Source organism: Mesorhizobium sp. IMUNJ 23232, from assembly GCF_044326205.1.
Classification (GTDB): Bacteria; Pseudomonadota; Alphaproteobacteria; order Rhizobiales; family Rhizobiaceae; genus Kumtagia.
Genome location: NZ_JBIRCY010000032.1, coordinates 1 through 15,944 on the forward strand (window position 1 = coordinate 1; position 15,944 = coordinate 15,944).

11 protein-coding genes are annotated in these 15,944 nt (G+C 65.5%); all 11 read right to left on the reverse strand.

Annotated elements, in window-relative coordinates:
• On the reverse strand, positions 1 to 192 hold a 192-nt coding region (locus ACH196_RS21880; protein WP_396647233.1), incomplete at its 3' end, for a transposase.
• Positions 193 to 777: 585 nt separating this feature from the next.
• Positions 778 to 1,101 carry a thioredoxin gene (gene trxA / locus ACH196_RS21885; RefSeq protein ID WP_396649052.1) on the reverse strand — a complete coding sequence of 108 codons (324 nt, stop codon included), beginning with the start codon at positions 1,099 to 1,101 and terminating at the stop codon, positions 778 to 780.
• Between the two features lie 75 nt (positions 1,102 to 1,176).
• Positions 1,177 to 4,692 (reverse strand): double-strand break repair helicase AddA, encoded by a 3,516-nt coding sequence (gene addA / locus ACH196_RS21890; protein ID WP_396649053.1) that lies wholly within the window; start codon positions 4,690 to 4,692, stop codon positions 1,177 to 1,179.
• A complete protein-coding gene (gene addB / locus ACH196_RS21895; protein WP_396649054.1) occupies positions 4,689 to 7,817 on the reverse strand; it encodes a double-strand break repair protein AddB in 3,129 nt (1,042 codons plus the stop codon). The genes addA and addB overlap by 4 nt, the downstream gene beginning before the upstream one ends.
• A 91-nt stretch (positions 7,818 to 7,908) precedes the next feature.
• The gene (locus ACH196_RS21900) at positions 7,909 to 8,637 is read right to left on the reverse strand and encodes a nucleotidyltransferase family protein (RefSeq protein ID WP_396649055.1); all 729 of its coding nucleotides are present in this window, start codon (positions 8,635 to 8,637) and stop codon (positions 7,909 to 7,911) included.
• Complete coding sequence (tsaE, locus tag ACH196_RS21905) at positions 8,634 to 10,142, reverse strand: tRNA (adenosine(37)-N6)-threonylcarbamoyltransferase complex ATPase subunit type 1 TsaE (RefSeq protein WP_396649056.1); 1,509 nt, start codon at positions 10,140 to 10,142, stop codon at positions 8,634 to 8,636. Before tsaE ends, ACH196_RS21900 begins: the two co-directional genes overlap by 4 nt.
• 5 nt (positions 10,143 to 10,147) lie before the next feature.
• Positions 10,148 to 12,697 carry an ATP-binding protein gene (locus ACH196_RS21910; RefSeq protein ID WP_396649057.1) on the reverse strand — a complete coding sequence of 850 codons (2,550 nt, stop codon included), beginning with the start codon at positions 12,695 to 12,697 and terminating at the stop codon, positions 10,148 to 10,150.
• 192 nt (positions 12,698 to 12,889) lie between these two features.
• Positions 12,890 to 14,290, reverse strand: coding sequence for an adenosylhomocysteinase (gene ahcY, locus ACH196_RS21915; protein WP_396649058.1), 1,401 nt, complete (start codon positions 14,288 to 14,290; stop codon positions 12,890 to 12,892).
• Between the two features lie 341 nt (positions 14,291 to 14,631).
• Entirely contained in the window at positions 14,632 to 14,931 is a 300-nt protein-coding gene (locus tag ACH196_RS21920; RefSeq protein WP_396649059.1) for an HPr family phosphocarrier protein, read from the reverse strand.
• The gene (locus ACH196_RS21925) at positions 14,928 to 15,329 is read right to left on the reverse strand and encodes a PTS sugar transporter subunit IIA (RefSeq protein ID WP_396649060.1); all 402 of its coding nucleotides are present in this window, start codon (positions 15,327 to 15,329) and stop codon (positions 14,928 to 14,930) included. The genes ACH196_RS21920 and ACH196_RS21925 overlap by 4 nt, the downstream gene beginning before the upstream one ends.
• Positions 15,330 to 15,487: 158 nt before the next feature.
• Positions 15,488 to 15,940, reverse strand: a complete 453-nt coding sequence (locus tag ACH196_RS21930) for an HPr kinase/phosphorylase (protein ID WP_396649061.1) — start codon at positions 15,938 to 15,940, stop codon at positions 15,488 to 15,490.
• Positions 15,941 to 15,944: the final 4 nt, after the last annotated feature.

The window sequence follows — 15,944 nt, forward strand, 5'->3', positions numbered from 1 at the left end:
CCACTGGCAACCGGTCGACAACACATACATCAGCCCATTGACCACCTCGCGCAGCTTCACGCTCCGCTTGCCGCCGCCTGGCCTGCCGGGCGGGATCAGCGGTTCGATCAGCGCCCATTCCTCATCGGTCAGATCGCTCGGATAACGCAGATGATCACGGTTGTAGCGAGCCCGGTTCTCGGCGGTCCACATCGGCGCACCATTCCTTCTCGAATCATGCCGAACAAGGAATCACAACCGATCCAAAACCAGAAACTCAAAATCCGACAACCGATTCTGCCCGCTCACAAAGTCCCCGGACGGACACTAAGTCTGCTTACCGGTCCCAGGCACAAACCGTTCCGGCCGTCGCGGCGGTTGTGTTGGACCTGCCCGAAAATGCCCGATCCTGCCCGGATCCGTCGCGGCGAAGAAGCAGGTTCCTGCGGGAAATGGCGCCGGGCGCCATAAATTCGCGTGCTCCAAAAAAGCGAATTGCGGCATGAATGTGGCGGAGAGTGAACGCGCAGAATCGCAGCGGCGCACCCCGTATCCTGCAACTGACCCCCGACGATGACTGATACTTGGCGCCCCTCGACGCCGAGCCACCCGATTCCCTGGCAAGCCTTCCAAGGCCGGAGACTCTTCGCCGACGCCGACAGGTCGGACTCGACGCTCGGCGGGTGAGCCTCGAAGGACGCGCTATCAATCGTTCAATCTCAAACGCCGTTGATATCAGGCGTAAAAAAAGCCCGGCGCGTGGCCGGGCTGATTTACGTGGAGAAAGGATCGGCCGAATCAGGCGACGGCGCCGTTGATCCAGTGAGACAGCGCGGTCTTCGGCAGGGCGCCGACCTTCATGTCGGCCACTTCGCCGCCCTTGAAGATCATCAGCGTCGGGATCGAGCGGACGCCGAACTGGGCGGCGAGCTCGGGATTCTCGTCGATGTTGAGTTTTGCGATCTTCACCTTGCCGGCGAGCTCGGTCGCAATCTCTTCCAGCGACGGGCCGATCATCTTGCAGGGGCCGCACCATTCCGCCCAGAAATCCACCACGACCGGCGACGCCGCGTCGAGGACATCGGCCTTGAAATTGTTGTTGTCGACCTTGACGGTGGCCATCCTGAAAAATCCTTTCGGGTTCGAAGTCGCACCAGATGTGGTGTCTGGCGCGCCGCCAGTCAAGCACCGGTTGTTTCACGCCTTGGTGAGTCGGACAAGGGCTTCGTCCATGGCCGCAGCCGGCAGCACGACGAGGCGCGGCGCCTCGGTGAACAGTAGTGCGGCGGACACGGTTTTTTCCGGATAGACCGGCTGGAGCAGGGCGCGGTAGAGCGCGAGCTGCGCGACATAGGCCGGTGGAACGGCGTCCAGCCCGTGCGGAGCGGGCCGATTGGTCTTGTAGTCGACGATCAGCACCTCTCGCTCCGTCACCGCAAGGCGGTCGATCTTGCCGGAGACGGCCCGCTTCTCGCCGCGCATCTCGACGTGACCCATCAGCGCCACCTCGCCCCGCGAGCCGGGCAAAAATAGCGGTCGGAATTTTTCCGCATCAAGGATGGCGAGCACAGAGGCCAGCGCCCTATCGCGCTCGATATCGGGCCAGTCGGCAGCGGCACGGGCGAGGTAGCGGCGGGCCGCCGGCTCACGCTCGGCCTCGGCGAGGTCGGGCAAAACCTGGAGAAGCTTGTGAAGGACGATGCCGCGCGCCACCGCGAAGCCGGGCTCGTCCTCGGCGTCGAGCACCGGCGAGCGGCCGGACACGACCGCTGGCTCCGTCTCGATCAGCAGCGACGACGCCCCGGACGGCGCCAGCGGACGCGGCAAGGTTTTCGCCGGCGGCAGGGGGGTGAGCAGGCTTTGTGGGAAGGGCGAGGCTTGCGGGGCGTCCGACGCTTCCGGCACCTCGGGCGCAAAACCGGCGCCGCTGTTCAGACGGAAGCGGAAGACTTTTCCCGCGCCGGGATGATCGATTTCGGTGGTTTCGGGCGCACCGGTGAGCGCTGCGCTGACCAGCGAATGCCAGGTGGTCGGTGGCGGCGGACGGTGGCCATGGAAGCCACAGACGATCAACCGGTCCTCGGCCCGCGTCATGCCGACATAAAGCAAGCGGCGGTATTCATCATCGGCGCGGCCGCCAATGTCGGCTTCGATCTGGCGAGCAAAACCGGCCGGCGTCTCGCCCGGCGCGCGCCAGAGGTAGCCACGCATTCCCGCGAGCTCGCCCTTCGGCGCAAACGGGATCAGCCGCGGCAGGTGCTGCGGGCTGAAGGGCTGCGAGCCGCCGTCGACCAGGAACACCACCGGCGCCTCGAGGCCCTTAGCGGCGTGAACGGTCATGATGCGCACCTCGTCGCGCGTCTGGTCCATCTCGCGCTTGATCTCGGGAGCGGCCGACTGCAGCGTGGCGAGGAAGGTTTCCAGGCCGGGCAGGCCGGTCTTTTCCTGGGCCAGCGCGAAATTCAGGAATTCGTCGAGGATGTCCCCCGCTTCCTGGCCGAGCCTCGCAACCATCTTTGCCCGTACGCCGTCGCGGCCGAACACGCCGGAATAGAACTCGAAGGGCCGGCGGAAGGCCGCTTCGTTGGCCCAGTTGTCGAGGCTTGTCGCAATGCCGGCAAGCATCGAATCGGATGCGGAACGATTCTTTACGATTTCAAAAAGCGACGTGCCTTCTGGCCGCCCGGCAGCCAGCGAGAACAGTGCGTCCTCCGAGAGGCCGAAGACGGGGCTCTTCAGAACGGCGGCGAGCGACAGGTCGTCCTCCGGCTGGAGCACGAAGCGGCCGAGCGCGATCATGTCCTTGATGGCGATGTGGGCCGGCAGGCTGAGCCGGTCGGCGCCGGCGACCGGGATGTGGCGGTCCTTCAGGCTCTTGGCCAGCGCGTTGACAAAACTGCCGCGCTTGCGCACCAGCACCAGCACATCACCGGGACCAAGCCGCTTGCCACTGCCCTCGATGACTTCGCCGGACTTCAGCCAGTGGTTGATTGTCTTGGCGATGGTCTCGGCCAGTCGCACGGCCGGCGCGGTGGCGTGGTCGATGGCTGTTGTCCAGTCGTCAGGTTCCTCGACCGTGTCGGCGCCGAGAGACGGCCACACCTCGACATAGCCCGGTGCACCGGTGCGGATGGCGGCGTGCTCGACCGGATCGTCGGCGAAGGTAAGACCTCGCCGCGCCTGGTCAGCGGCGAATACGCGGTCGACCGCGCCCAGCACATCGTCGGTGGAGCGGAAGGACAGGTTGAGCCGCACGTGCTCGAAACTACCCTCGGCGTCGCGTACCCTTTCCGAGAAGACGCGGCCGCTTTCGGCGAAAGCTTCCGGAGCGGCGCCCTGGAAGGAATAGATCGACTGCTTTTCGTCACCGACGGCGAACACCGTGCGTCGGACATTGTCGCGGGCACCGGCGCCGGCGAAGAATTCTTCCGCCAGGCGGCGCACCACGCTCCACTGGTCGGGGCTGGTATCCTGCGCCTCGTCGATCAGAATATGGTCGATGCCCTTGTCGAGCTTGTAGAGCACCCAGGGACCGGCATCCTGGCGGGCGAGCAGGCGCACGGTGCGGGTGATCAGGTCGTTGAAATCGAGGAACCCGCGGCCGGTCTTCAACTGCTCGTAACGGCCGATCAGCCAGTCGGCGATGGTCAGCGCGGCTCGGGTGTTTTCCACCATGCGCAGGTGCGCCAGACGGTCTCCTGCAGCAAGGATCGCCGCGCAGGCCGCCTCGTAGCGCTCCGGCAGGCGCGGCAGGCCGGACAGCAGCGCCTTGTTGAACAGCCAGCCAAGGCTATAGGGCTCGCCCTTGTTGTTCAGAAACCCTTCGGCGAGCATCGATAGCCGCCGCTCCGGATCGGCCTCGGCCATCGCCATGCGCGTGGCAGGAACGATGCGCTCCAGCGCTCGGCGTGCGTCCAGCGCCTCGGCTGTCTGCGCAAAGGCTTCAATATAGGCAGGCGGAAAACCATGTAGCGGCCAAACTTTTTCAGCGACCGAAGCCGCGGTTTCGCTTGGCTCGAAGCCGAACTCGGCATAGAGGCCGGCATAGGGCGGATCGTCGACGGCGACCGCATCGATGAAGCGGCGCAGCCCGTCGCGGTTGCGCAGGATTTCCGACAGCAGCGCGTCGAGCCCCGCCTCGCCGCCGCGTTCCAGCACCCAGGCGAAGGCCTCCCTGAGCTGCGGCTTGTCGGCGCCCATCGCGCCGGTCAAAAGCTCGCGCCTGGCCGCTCCGAACAGCGCCTCCTCCTCAAGCGGGTCGAGCATCTCGAAATGCGCAGCAATGTTTGCCTCCAGCGGAAACTGGTGCAGCACCGATTCGCAGAAGGCATGGATGGTCTGGATCTTCAGCCCGCCCGGCGTCTCCAGCGCGCGGGCAAACAGTTTGCGGGCACGCGCAAGCTTTTCGCGGCCGGGTTTTTCGCCCTCCATCGCCTCGATTTTTTCCGCCAGCGCATCGTCGCCGAGCATGGCCCATTCGGACAGGGTGGAAAAAACGCGATTCGACATGTTGGCGGCGGCCGCGCGCGTATAGGTCAGGCAGAGGATGCGCGAGGGATCGGTGTCCTCCAGCAGCAGGCGGATGACGCGCTGCGACAGCACATGCGTCTTGCCCGAGCCGGCATTGGCCGACACCCAGGCGGAATGGCGCGGGTCGGAGGCTGTGGCTTGGAAGCGCTTGGTGGCCTCGGGGACGGGATAGTGGCGTTTCATGGGTCGCCAGCCTCCGCCGCATCCTCGCCGCCGGCCGACCATTCGAGCACGCGGGCGAGGTGGTCGTAGTCGCCGTCCATATCGCCCTCGCGGAATGGCAGCGCCCGCGACAAATAACCGGTCGAGGCAAGCGCATAGTGGTCGAGCAGGCGTTCCAGCCGCGCCCACGAATCTTCAGCGAGATCGGCGGCGGAGCGGTCGCTGCCCCTGATGCTCAGGATCGATTCCGGAACCACCTCGCCATTGGCCTTCAGGCGGATATAGGCGAGGTCGGCCGGCTCGCGCTGTCCGATATCGGCGAAGGCGCCGCGCCTCAGAAGCGCCGCCTCCAGCGACAGTTGCGGCGCGATCAGCCGGTGCGCCTGGATTTTGGACGGCGAGGAGCCGGTCTTGTAGTCGAGAATGTCGACCATGTTTGCCGGCAAAAGATCGATCCGGTCAGCATAACCGGAGAGCGTCACCCCTGTCCGTCCGATCGGCGTGCGCGCGGCACGGGCCTCGGGCAGGCGCGACTGGACACTGTTGGCACGGCCGGCCTCCCATTCGATGATGTTCATCGCCAGCCGCTCGAAGCGCGGCCACCAGACCGCGGCGACATCTTCGGGCAGGTCGAATTCGGCGAAGCATTCACGACCGGCGGTGAGAAGCGTGTCGAACGCCTGCGCCGATGCCGGGTCGACACCGGAGGCGGAGAAACGGTGCAGGATTTCGTGGAACAGCGTGCCGCGCTCGGCCGCGCCGGGATCGCGCACCAGCGGATCGATGGCGAAAAGGTCGAGGATGCGGCGGGCGTAGATCGCGTAGGGGTCGCGGCGTAGCGTCTCGATCTCGGTGACCGAAAAATGCTTTGGCCGGACCTCGATCGGAGGCTTGGGATTGGGCCGCGCTGCCAGATCGTCTTCCTGCCGCGTATCCAGTGTTCGCGCCCAGGCAAGAAGCTCGGCGCCGCGAGCCCGCAGGCGCGCCGCCTCGCCCTCGCCCGCGAAGGTCAGGATCCGCTGCAGCCAGCGCGAGGCGACGGCCGGCGCGTCGCCCGACCGGGCGGAGCGCGTGAGGATGAGCTTTTCGACACCGAGCGCCATCTGGAAATCATGCGCCGATTGGCCGATGCGCCGTTCCGGCGGTTCGAGGTCGAGGCCGGCCTTCATGACCCGCGACATGAAGCGGTCGGACACAGCCTTGCGCGGCCAGACGCCCTCGTTCAACCCTCCAACCACCAGCGTATCAGGAGACAGCAGCCGCGCCTCGAGTGCTCCCCAGATCGAGACACGGCTGTCCGATCCCAAGGCCGGCTTGACCGCTTCCGGGCCGATCAGCGCGTCGAAAACATCCGGCCACTCGCGCGGCGCAAACGGAAAGGCGGCGTCCGCCGACACCAGTCCGCGCAGAAACTCCGCCAGTTTCTCGCCGGCATCGCCGGCATAAAGCGTGTCCAGCCCGCCATCGGCCCCGCGCCCGAGGTTTTCCAGCGCCGTGACGGATGCAAGCACAATCTCGGATAGCGGGACCTCATCGCCCTCCATTTTCCCGGCGAGCGGCGCCAGCGCCAGCTTCAGCGCGGCGGCAACGGCCCGCGCACCCTCGATGTCGCCGGCCGAAATCCGCGTGAACCAGAAGGGCGCGCGGCGGTCGCCTGCGAGTTCGGCCAGGCGTTCATCGAACAGTTCGGAAAGCCCGGAAATGTCCGGACGGCCGTAACCGCCGCGCAGCGCGACAAGTTCAATTACTTCGGCAGCACGCCGCACCTTGGCGCGACCCAGGCCAAGCGACAGCAGTGGATGCTTAAGCAGCGCCAACGCGGGCACCGGATCGCCAGGCTGGAAGACGGCACGCAGCATCAGCACCAGCAAGGCGGCCGGCGGCGTGCCGGACAGAGGCGTGCCGCCGGAATCGTCGGCGCGGATACCGAAACGCAAGAGTTCGGCCGAGACGCGGCGCGCGAGATCGCGGTCGCCGGTGACAAGGGCTGCGGTGCGCTCCGGTATCTCCACCGCACGACGCAAGGCTATGGCGATGGCCACGGCCTCGTCGCGCTCGTTGGCAGCCTCGACCAGCGCCACGTCGGAAAAGGCGTCTGCGATGTCCGCATCGGCAAAATCGGCGCGGCGCCGCGACCAGGCGTCCGTCGTGTTCGCCGGGCGAAACGCCTCGCCGACGATCAGGCCGCGTCGGGCAAGAGCGGACGGCGCCGCAGCGATCTCCTCGACATCGGCGCGCAAAACTCCAATGCGCCGCAACAGTTTTGCCAGACCGAATTGCGGGTGACCAAGCACGGCAGGTTCGGGCGCAAGGTCAGCCAGCACGTTCCAGGACTGTTCATCCATCGCACTATCCAGCCCCGGCAGAACGACGGCACCGCGCGGCAGCCGGGCGACGGCGGCAAGCAGTTCGGCGGTGGCGGGGATGGAGCCAGTGGAGCCAGCGGCGATCACCGGACCGGCCGGCGGATGCGCCTTCAGCCGCGCCGCTTCGGCGAGGATGAGCGCATTGCGATGCGCGGCCGGATTGGAGCGCTGGCGGCCGGCCAGAATATCCGGCCAATGCGCGGTGACGATGGCGAGGAAATCCAGCGTCACCTGCCACCAGCCGGCAAGCTCGCCATCGACCAGCCCGCCAAGCTTCGACCATTCTGCGTGCTCGGTCTCGACCTCGTCGATGAGCGCTGCCAGATCGCGGGCCAGCCAGATCGAGTCGGCGGCGGAGGCCGGCACGACGACCTCCTCCTCGAATTTTGCCGCGACATGGGCCGGGAGGTTCTTCTTCCAGCGCTGCACCAAAGGGGCCAGCAGCAATAGGCGGTCGACCGCGGAGATCGGCGGTGCAAGGTCGAGCGCGGCGGATTCCGCGGCGAAGAAGGACGCGCCATCCTCGTCGAACTCGCCGAGCGGACGGACGGTGGGCAGGATGGCCGATTGGCCGCCAGCGCGCTCCACGAAGACGGTACGAAGTTCACGCGCGGCGCGGCGGGTTGGAACGTAGATCGTAACGTCGGCAAGCGCCAGCGGATCGGCGCCCGGGCGGAAATCGGGGACGAGGCGGCCCTCGACCAGCGCTTCGGCAAGCGCCGGCAGGAACGGCACGCCAGGCGTAATGGAGAGCACACAGGGGTTTGCGCGGGGGGTCATGCAGCGAGAAACGATCCGATCATGGCGAGTCGCAGCTTAGCCGCACCCTGGGGCAGCCTCAAAGCACTTCGCTTGCGTAAGGACCTCGCCGCTATTCTTTTCCGGCCTTGGCCCTGGCTACCGCCGCCTCGGCCGGCGCAATCGCATCCGGTGTGCCGACCGTAATCCAGCTTCCCGCCAGCGGCAGGCCGAACAACCGCCCCCTGGCAATCGCTTCATCGAAATAGCGATTGAGTGAGGATTTTTCGATAGGTTTGCCGGCAAAGAGTCGCGGATGAATGAGGGCCGCGCCGGCATAGATGAAGCCGGAGGTGGCGCCGGCCGCGCGGGTGAGCCTCCCATCCGCGTCGCGCAGGAAATCGACCCCACCGCTGTGGCCGGTGGCCGATTCGAGATCGGCAAGCATCAGTAAAATATCCATCCGTGCCGCATCCCATTCAGCGGCCAGCCGCGCGAGATTCGATGCACCCCGGTCGATCCAGAACGTATCGGCGTTGAGGATGAAGAACGGCTCCGGCCCGAGCGTCTTCAGCGCCTTGACGATACCGCCTGCCGAATCGAGAAGGCCGGCACGTTCGTCGGAAATCACGACCTTCGGCATTTTCCGCGACGCGACATGGGCGACGATCTGGTCGGGGAGATAGTGAACATTGACGACGGCCGTCTCGACCCCAGCGGCGGCGAGGCTGTCCAGTCCCCAGTCGAGCAGGGTTTTTCCTGCAATCCGCACCAAAGGCTTCGGCAAATTGTCGGTAATCGGCCGCATGCGCACGCCGTGCCCGGCAGCAAGCACCATGGCTGTCTTCGGCGCGGCGCTCATTCATCCTCCGAGAGCAGGCCGTGCTCTTCATACAGGGCCGCGACCGGCGCCAGCGCCGGATGCACAAGCGCGCGGCGCAGATAGGCGCGGATGCGCGACAGGTGCCTCAGATAGGCCGGCTTACCGTCGCGCTTGTCGAGGCGCACGAAGATTCCGAGGATTTTGGTGTTCCGCTGCACAGCGGTGATGGCATAGGCCTCACGAAAATTTTGCTCGTCGAAACCACCCTTCGCATGGCGCGCCGCGACATACGCGGCAACTGTCGAGCGCTCGATTTCCTCCGATATGGTAACCCGCGCGTCCATCGCGAGCGAAGCGATATCATAGGCCGAAGGCCCGATCATGGCGTCCTGGAAATCGAGGATGCCCAGCCGGTCCGACCCTGAACGGCCGGCGCGCCAGATGATGTTCGGCGAGTGATAGTCCCGCAGCACGATGCCCCGCTCGGTACGGTCGAGGCGATCGAAGACCTCATTCCAGGCGTCGGCGAATCGAGTGCGGAGGCTGGCGTCCGCCGGACCTCCCGTTTTCCAGGGAACATACCAGTCCAGCAGCAACTCGACCTCGATCATCAGCGCGTCGTGGTCGAAGGGCGGCACGTTGTGGAATATGCCCGACGCGACTTCGAGCTTTTCGGGCCACGGATCGCCATGCAGCGTCGCCAGCAACTCGCTGGCGGCGGCATAGCGTTCGGCAATCGGCCTGCCGGTAGCATCGAGGACCGCCCCCTCGCCAAGATGCTCTAGCAGCAGGAAACCCCGGTCGAGATCGGAGGCCAACACTTCGGGCGCAGCGATCCCCCGCTCGCGTATCGCGCGGGCCATGGCGACAAAAGCGGCGACCGTCTGCGCTGTATGGGCGATGATGGCGTAGGGTTTTCCGTCCTTGACCGGCGGTCCGAGGACCAGGCGCGGCGAATTCATCAGCACGCGCGGCGGCTGGTTTTCGGCGTGGATGGTCTCATAGGCGCGCGCCGAGGCGTCACCTGGGAACGGCACGCGCTTTGCCTCGCCGGCGCCGGCCTGTCCCAGAAAATCGCGGATCGCAAGGGAGCGTACCACGCGGTCGAAGGCGGGGCCGGTGCCCGAGATCACAGCAAGGCGGCCTTCGCCCTCGTGTGAAAGCGCGACCGAAACAGACTCAGCCGGCAGCCGGTCGCCCGCGCGGTCTGGCCATTCGATGACCGCAGCCCCCTCGGCCAGCGCCTCGTCGAGGCCAAGCTCGTCGAGTTCGGACGGCGAACCGAGACGGTACAGGTCGAAATGGACGACCGGCACGCGGCCATCATAGGTCTGCACGAGGGTGAAGGTCGGGCTCGGCACTTCGAGGTCGGGTGCGCCGGCATTGACGCGGATCAGCGCGCGGCCCAACGCCGTCTTGCCGGCGCCGAGATCGCCGGAGAGCGCCAACACATCGCCGGGGCGCAAGGCCAGCGCCAAATCCTCGCCGAGCCGTGCCGTCGCGGCATCGTCCGGCAGGAACCGTTCGAGGGAGCCGTGCGCCATGGAGCCTATTCAGCCGCGGCGCGGACGCCCGAAGGGACGAAAGGGAAGAGGCAGACGACCGTGGTGCCGGCCCCCGTCCCTGTCTCGATGCGCACGGTGCCGCCATGCAGTTCGACAAAACTCTTGACGATGGAAAGGCCCAGGCCCGCCCCGCGCCGGCGGCCGCCATTGATGCGCGGCTCGAAGCGGCGGAAGACAGTGTCGAGGATTTCGGGCGCCATGCCCGGCCCATCGTCATGAACGGAAAACTCCACGCCGGAGTCGGTGCGGCGGCAGGCGAGCATGATGGTGCTCGCCTCCGGGGCGTAGTTCACGGCGTTGCTGAGCAGGTTGTAGAGGATCTGGCGGATGCGCGTCTCGTCGCCGTGGAAGCTTGCCGGCGCGCGCGCTGTGTCGATCGCCAGCTTGATGGAATGTTCCTCCAGCCTGTCGGCGATCAGTTCTGCGGCGGCGGCAACGGTGCGGTCGACCCGCACCTCGGAGATCTCGAGCTCCATGATGCCGGCATCGACGGTAGCAAGGTCGAGGATGTCGTTGACGACCGTCAGCAGCACGGCGGAGGAGGAGCCGATGTGCTCGACATATTCGCGCTGGCGCGGCGAGAGCGGGCCGGTGGCCGGCAGCGACAGCAGTTCGGTGAAGCCGATGATGTTGGTGAGCGGCGAGCGCAGCTCGTAGGAGACGTGCTGGACAAAGTCATTCTTGAGTTGGTCGGCCTTTTGCAGCGCATCGTTCTTGTCGAGCAGCGCGCGCTCGACATTCACACTGTCGGTGACATCGACGAAGGTCATCATCACCTGGCCGTTGGGCAGGTGGATGATGGCGTAGCGCAGGACGACGCCGCTCTTCAACTCGGCCTGGCCGTGGCGGTCGCGGCGCTCGTCGTCGAAACCGGTGACAGCGGCGGAGAATTCGCGCCACGGGCTGGCGACGGCCAGCGCGTCGCACCAGACCTGGATGGCCGAAATATGCATCTTCTGCGCGACGATGTCGGCCGGCAGCTTCCACAGCGTGGCAAAGGCCGGGTTGGCGAGCCGGATGCGGCCGTCGGGCCCGAACACGGCGACGCCCTCCGCCAGATTGTCGAGCGTCTCGCCCTGCACGCGGACCGCCGTGTTGTAGCGGCTTTCGAGGTTCATGCGCTCGGTCAGGTTCTCGAAAATCCAGGTGACCCCGCCATTGCGCTGCGGATTGGCGACGACGCGGATGGTACGGCCGTCCGGAAGGTGCCACCAGTGCTCCTGCGAATCGACGGCGCGATAGGCGTCAAGCAGGTTTTCCTTCCAGCGCCGCCATTCCGGCTGCTCGGCGATCTTGCCGTCGCTGCGCAGCCGGTCGAGCAGCAGCGCATTGTCGGGCGCGCTTTCGAGGAAATTGGCTTCGAGGCCCCAGAGCTTCTGGAACGCCTGGTTGAAGAAACGCAGCTTTTCCTTGGTGTCGAAGATGGCGACGGCAGTGGTCAACTGGTCGAGCGTGTCGGCGTGGCTGCGCACCATGCGCTCGAATTCCTCGCGAACGGTCTGCACCGCGCTGACATCGGAGGCTAGACCGGCCGAACCCTCTCCGGCGGAAAAGTCGGTGACCGCGAAGACACGGCGGTCGCCGGCCACGACGGTGGAGACCGTCTGGTCAAAGACGCGGTTCTTCTCGTGATGCGCTGCGATGGATTCGCGGGTGATCGTGCCCAGAAACTCCTTGTTGTCGCGCGCCGCGTCGCCGCCGCTCGGACTTTCGACCGCCTCGGCATAAGCGCGGTTGACCCATTTCAGCCGCCCGTCGGCGGAGCGCAGCCAGAACGGCATCTTCAGGGCGTCGAGCAGGCCGATCATGATGTCGTAGTCGGCGGCGAGGCGCTGGTTCTCCAGCCGCAGCCGCGCCTGCACGCGCAGGTTTTCCGACAGGCTTGTGAAGCGGACGATGACATGCGAGGCGGTTTTGCGGCCCTGCACCTCCAAGGGCACGCCGGTGTTGGTCTCGGCGGTGAGGTCGAAGGGCACCGCCTTCTCGCGCAGCGCAATGATCGCATGGTCGAGTGCCGCGGCGGAGCGCGGCATCAGCCAGCGGCCGAAGGCGAGGAACGCCGCCCGGTCGTCTGGAGCGCCGGTCTCGGCCGGCAGGGCGCCGACGAGATCCGTCTTCTGGCGGTCGCTCGCCCACACGACGAGGCGCTGGTCCCGCAGATTGAGCAGTGCATCCGAGCGCTGCACCGAGGCATTGAGGTCGGCGACGCGGGCGCGCAATTCGGTGTTTTCGGCGGCAGTGCGGGCGCGTTCCCGGATCATCACGATCGCCGAGATCAGCGCTGCGCCCATGACGCCGACGAAGACCGCAAGCTGGATGACCTCGACCGTGTTGACGGAAAACGCCATGCCCTTGGATTGCGCAAGCGCCGGCATCAGCGGGAGCGATGCCGACATCGCCGTGGCACCCAGAAGGACGGCAAGCGTCCGGTCGAGACGGAACCGGCCGCGCCGCCTGATAGCGCCGCCATCCTCCGAATCCCTCGACAGGCCCGTTCCGGCCTTGCCCGCGAGAAGCGGGTTATCCCCCTGCATTTCCTGTCCTCTCCGCCGCCCGCCGCCCCCAACCCGCCTCTCGGTTCGACGGTCAGAATGACCGTAAGCGTCGCGAATCATGATCAACATACAGGGTCGGCGAATCGACGTGAAGAAGCCTGCCGCGCAAAAACAAAGCCGGGCGAAAAGTCAATCGTCCGGCTCCATATATTGTATGTTGGTTAACGGAAATCAGTACCTGTAGTGTTCAGGCTTGAACGGTCCCTGCGGGGTGACGCCGATATAGGAGGCCTGCTCGCCGCTGAGTTCCGTGAGCCTCGCACCGAGCTTGTCGAGATGCAGCCGGGCGACCTTTTCGTCGAGGTGTTTCGGCAGCACATAGACCTTGTTCTCGTACTTGCCGGGCTTGGTGAACAACTCCATCTGCGCCAGCACCTGGTTGGTGAAGGACGCCGACATGACGAAGCTCGGATGGCCGGTGGCGTTGCCGAGATTGAGCAGGCGGCCCTCGGAAAGCAGGATCATCCGCTTGCCATCGGGGAAGGAGATCATGTCGACCTGCGGCTTGACATTGGTCCATCTCAGGTTGCGCAAGGACGCGACCTGGATCTCATTGTCGAAGTGACCGATGTTGCCGACGATCGCCATGTCCTTCAGCTTCCGCATGTGGTCGAGCGTCAGCACGTCCTTGTTGCCGGTCGCGGTAATCACGATGTCGGCGGTCGAGACAGCGTCGTCCATCGTGACGACCTCGTAGCCGTCCATGGCCGCCTGCAGCGCGCAGATCGGATCGGCCTCGGTGACTTTCACCCGCGCGCCGGCGCCCTTCAGCGAAGCGGCCGAACCCTTGCCGACGTCGCCGTAGCCGGCGACGATCGCCACCTTACCCGCCATCATCACGTCGGTGCCGCGGCGGATGCCGTCGACCAGCGATTCCTTGCAGCCGTATTTGTTGTCGAATTTCGACTTGGTGACGCTGTCGTTGACGTTGATCGCCGGGAAAGGCAGCAGGCCCTTCTTCTGCAACTGGTAAAGGCGATTGACGCCCGTCGTGGTCTCCTCGGTGACGCCGCGGATCGCCTCGCGCTGCTTGGTGAAGAAGCCCGGAGAAGCCTTGAGCCGCTTCTTGATCTGCGCGACGAAATATTCCTCTTCCTCGCTCTGCGGGTTGGAGAGCACATCTTCTCCCGCCTCGGCGCGGGCACCGACGAGGATGTACATGGTGGCATCGCCGCCATCGTCGAGGATCATGTTGGAAAGGCCGCCATCGGCCCACTGGAAAATCTTGTCGGTATAGTCCCAGTAATCCTCCAGGGTCTCGCCCTTGACGGCGAAGACCGGGATGCCGGCAGCAGCGATCGCAGCGGCGGCATGGTCCTGAGTGGAAAAAATGTTGCAGGAGGCCCAGCGGATTTCGGCGCCGAGCGCCTTCAGCGTCTCGATCAGCACCGCCGTCTGGATGGTCATGTGCAGCGAGCCGGTGATGCGCGCGCCCTTGAGCGGCTTGCTCTCGCCGAATTCCTCGCGCGCGGCCATCAGGCCGGGCATCTCGGTTTCCGCGATCTCGATTTCCTTGCGGCCCCAGTCCGCGAGGGCAAGGTCGGCGACCTTGTAGTCCTTTTTGTCCGCCATAGTCAGCGCTCCGGTCAGAAATGGCCCGGGCACGGTGCCGAAACGGGCCTGATGGGCGCCTGACTAGCAGAAAGCCGGCAGGGCGGCAACGGGATATAAAGAAATCTTTATACGGATATGTCTTCTGTGAACGTTAAGGTCGGGGACCTTTCGCCCTACGGCGCCGTCGCGGAGGGCCTATTCGACGCCAGATAATGGAAACGATCGCGATATAAAGGAAACAAACAGGTAGAACCAGCAACGGATATTCGATCTCGGCAACAGTAATAAGCAGCACACCGATAAAAAAAATCAAGCAGCCGCACAAAAACCATAGCGCCTTGGCGATAAGAGCCATTCGGCTAAGCCTCCTCGCCGAACTTCTCCGAAACGAGCTTGGCGAGCGCATCCACCGCCTCGGCGGCGTCGGGCCCGCTGGCGGTCACCGTGATGCAGCAGCCGGGGCTGGCGGCAAGCATCATCAGGCCCATGATCGAGGTGCCGCCGACCGTCACCCCGTCCCTCTCGACCTCGATGGACGACTGAAAGCCGGCAGCGAGCTGCACGAATTTCGCCGAGGCGCGGGCGTGAAGGCCTCGCTGGTTGACGATGAGAAGTTCGCGGCTGATCGGTCCTCCGGTCACAACCGCTCCTATGCTCATTTGCCACTCAGCATCTGGCTTGCGACGTTGATGTATTTGCGGCCGGCGAGTTGCGCCAGCTCCAGCGCCTTGGTCATGTCGTCGGCCTTGCGGGCGCTGGAGAGTTTTATCAGCATCGGCAGGTTGACGCCGGCGATGACCTCGATGCGCCCCGGTTCCATGACCGAGATGGCAAGGTTGGAGGGCGTGCCGCCGAACATATCGGTCAAAAGGATGACGCCGGCGCCGGTATCGGTGCGCGCCACAGCGTCGACGATATCCTGGCGGCGCTGCTCCATGTCGTCGTCGGCGCCGATCGAAACCGTGGCGAAGCTCTCCTGGGCTCCGACGACGTGTTCGACGGCGTTGCGGAATTCCTCCGCCAACCGACCGTGCGTCACCAGCACGAGTCCGATCATTCCGTCATGGCTCCCGTCATCGCCCTTTCATGCGTTTCCCATACACTGGCTACCGCCGGGCGGGAGCGCCATCTTGTCCAGCCGGCGTGCGTTGACAAGCCCAAAAGTGCAGTGCGGTATGCCATTTTGCCGCAGTCCCTTGCGGCAACTGCAACGTTTTAGCCGAAAGGAGGAAGCGAAAGCCGGGCAAGAAGCGCCGGCAGAGCGCTTGAGACGCGGCGAGCGGCGAGCAAGAGTTCCGGCAACATGCAGCCGGCGATCTCGCTCCAGCGGTCCTCCGAATAGCGCGGCGCGTCCGCCTGCTCGACCAGCGTGACCAGCAAATCGATGACAGCCGATGGTTCGTGAGAAACTAACCGAGGCGTCAGTCCTCGCACCTCGATGAGGCCGGTGATCGCCGGTGGAGCCAGGCAGGCGAGACGGCCCTGGCGCGGAGATAGCAGCACTTGGTCATCGGCCAGCAGGGCGGCGTGGCGCCCCGCCGTTCTGGCGGCGGCGATCACCGCCAGCGCCAGCGTCGTCTTGCCCGAACCGGAAGCGCCGCGGATGAGGACGCCCCTGTCGCCGATGACGATCGCGGTGGCGTGGAGGTTCGGGAGGGACGCCGTCATCGAC

Bases quoted from the DNA above. Each gene is read 5' to 3' on its own strand.
- trxA (WP_396649052.1), bottom strand. From the start codon at position 1,101: ATGGCCACCGTCAAGGTCGACAACAACAATTTCAAGGCCGATGTCCTC.
- addA (WP_396649053.1), bottom strand. From the start codon at position 4,692: ATGAAACGCCACTATCCCGTCCCCGAGGCCACCAAGCGCTTCCAAGCC.
- addB (WP_396649054.1), bottom strand. From the start codon at position 7,817: ATGACCCCCCGCGCAAACCCCTGTGTGCTCTCCATTACGCCTGGCGTG.
- ACH196_RS21900 (WP_396649055.1), bottom strand. From the start codon at position 8,637: ATGAGCGCCGCGCCGAAGACAGCCATGGTGCTTGCTGCCGGGCACGGC.
- tsaE (WP_396649056.1), bottom strand. From the start codon at position 10,142: ATGGCGCACGGCTCCCTCGAACGGTTCCTGCCGGACGATGCCGCGACG.
- ACH196_RS21910 (WP_396649057.1), bottom strand. From the start codon at position 12,697: ATGCAGGGGGATAACCCGCTTCTCGCGGGCAAGGCCGGAACGGGCCTG.
- ahcY (WP_396649058.1), bottom strand. From the start codon at position 14,290: ATGGCGGACAAAAAGGACTACAAGGTCGCCGACCTTGCCCTCGCGGAC.
- ACH196_RS21920 (WP_396649059.1), bottom strand. From the start codon at position 14,931: ATGAGCATAGGAGCGGTTGTGACCGGAGGACCGATCAGCCGCGAACTT.
- ACH196_RS21925 (WP_396649060.1), bottom strand. From the start codon at position 15,329: ATGATCGGACTCGTGCTGGTGACGCACGGTCGGTTGGCGGAGGAATTC.
- ACH196_RS21930 (WP_396649061.1), bottom strand. From the start codon at position 15,940: ATGACGGCGTCCCTCCCGAACCTCCACGCCACCGCGATCGTCATCGGC.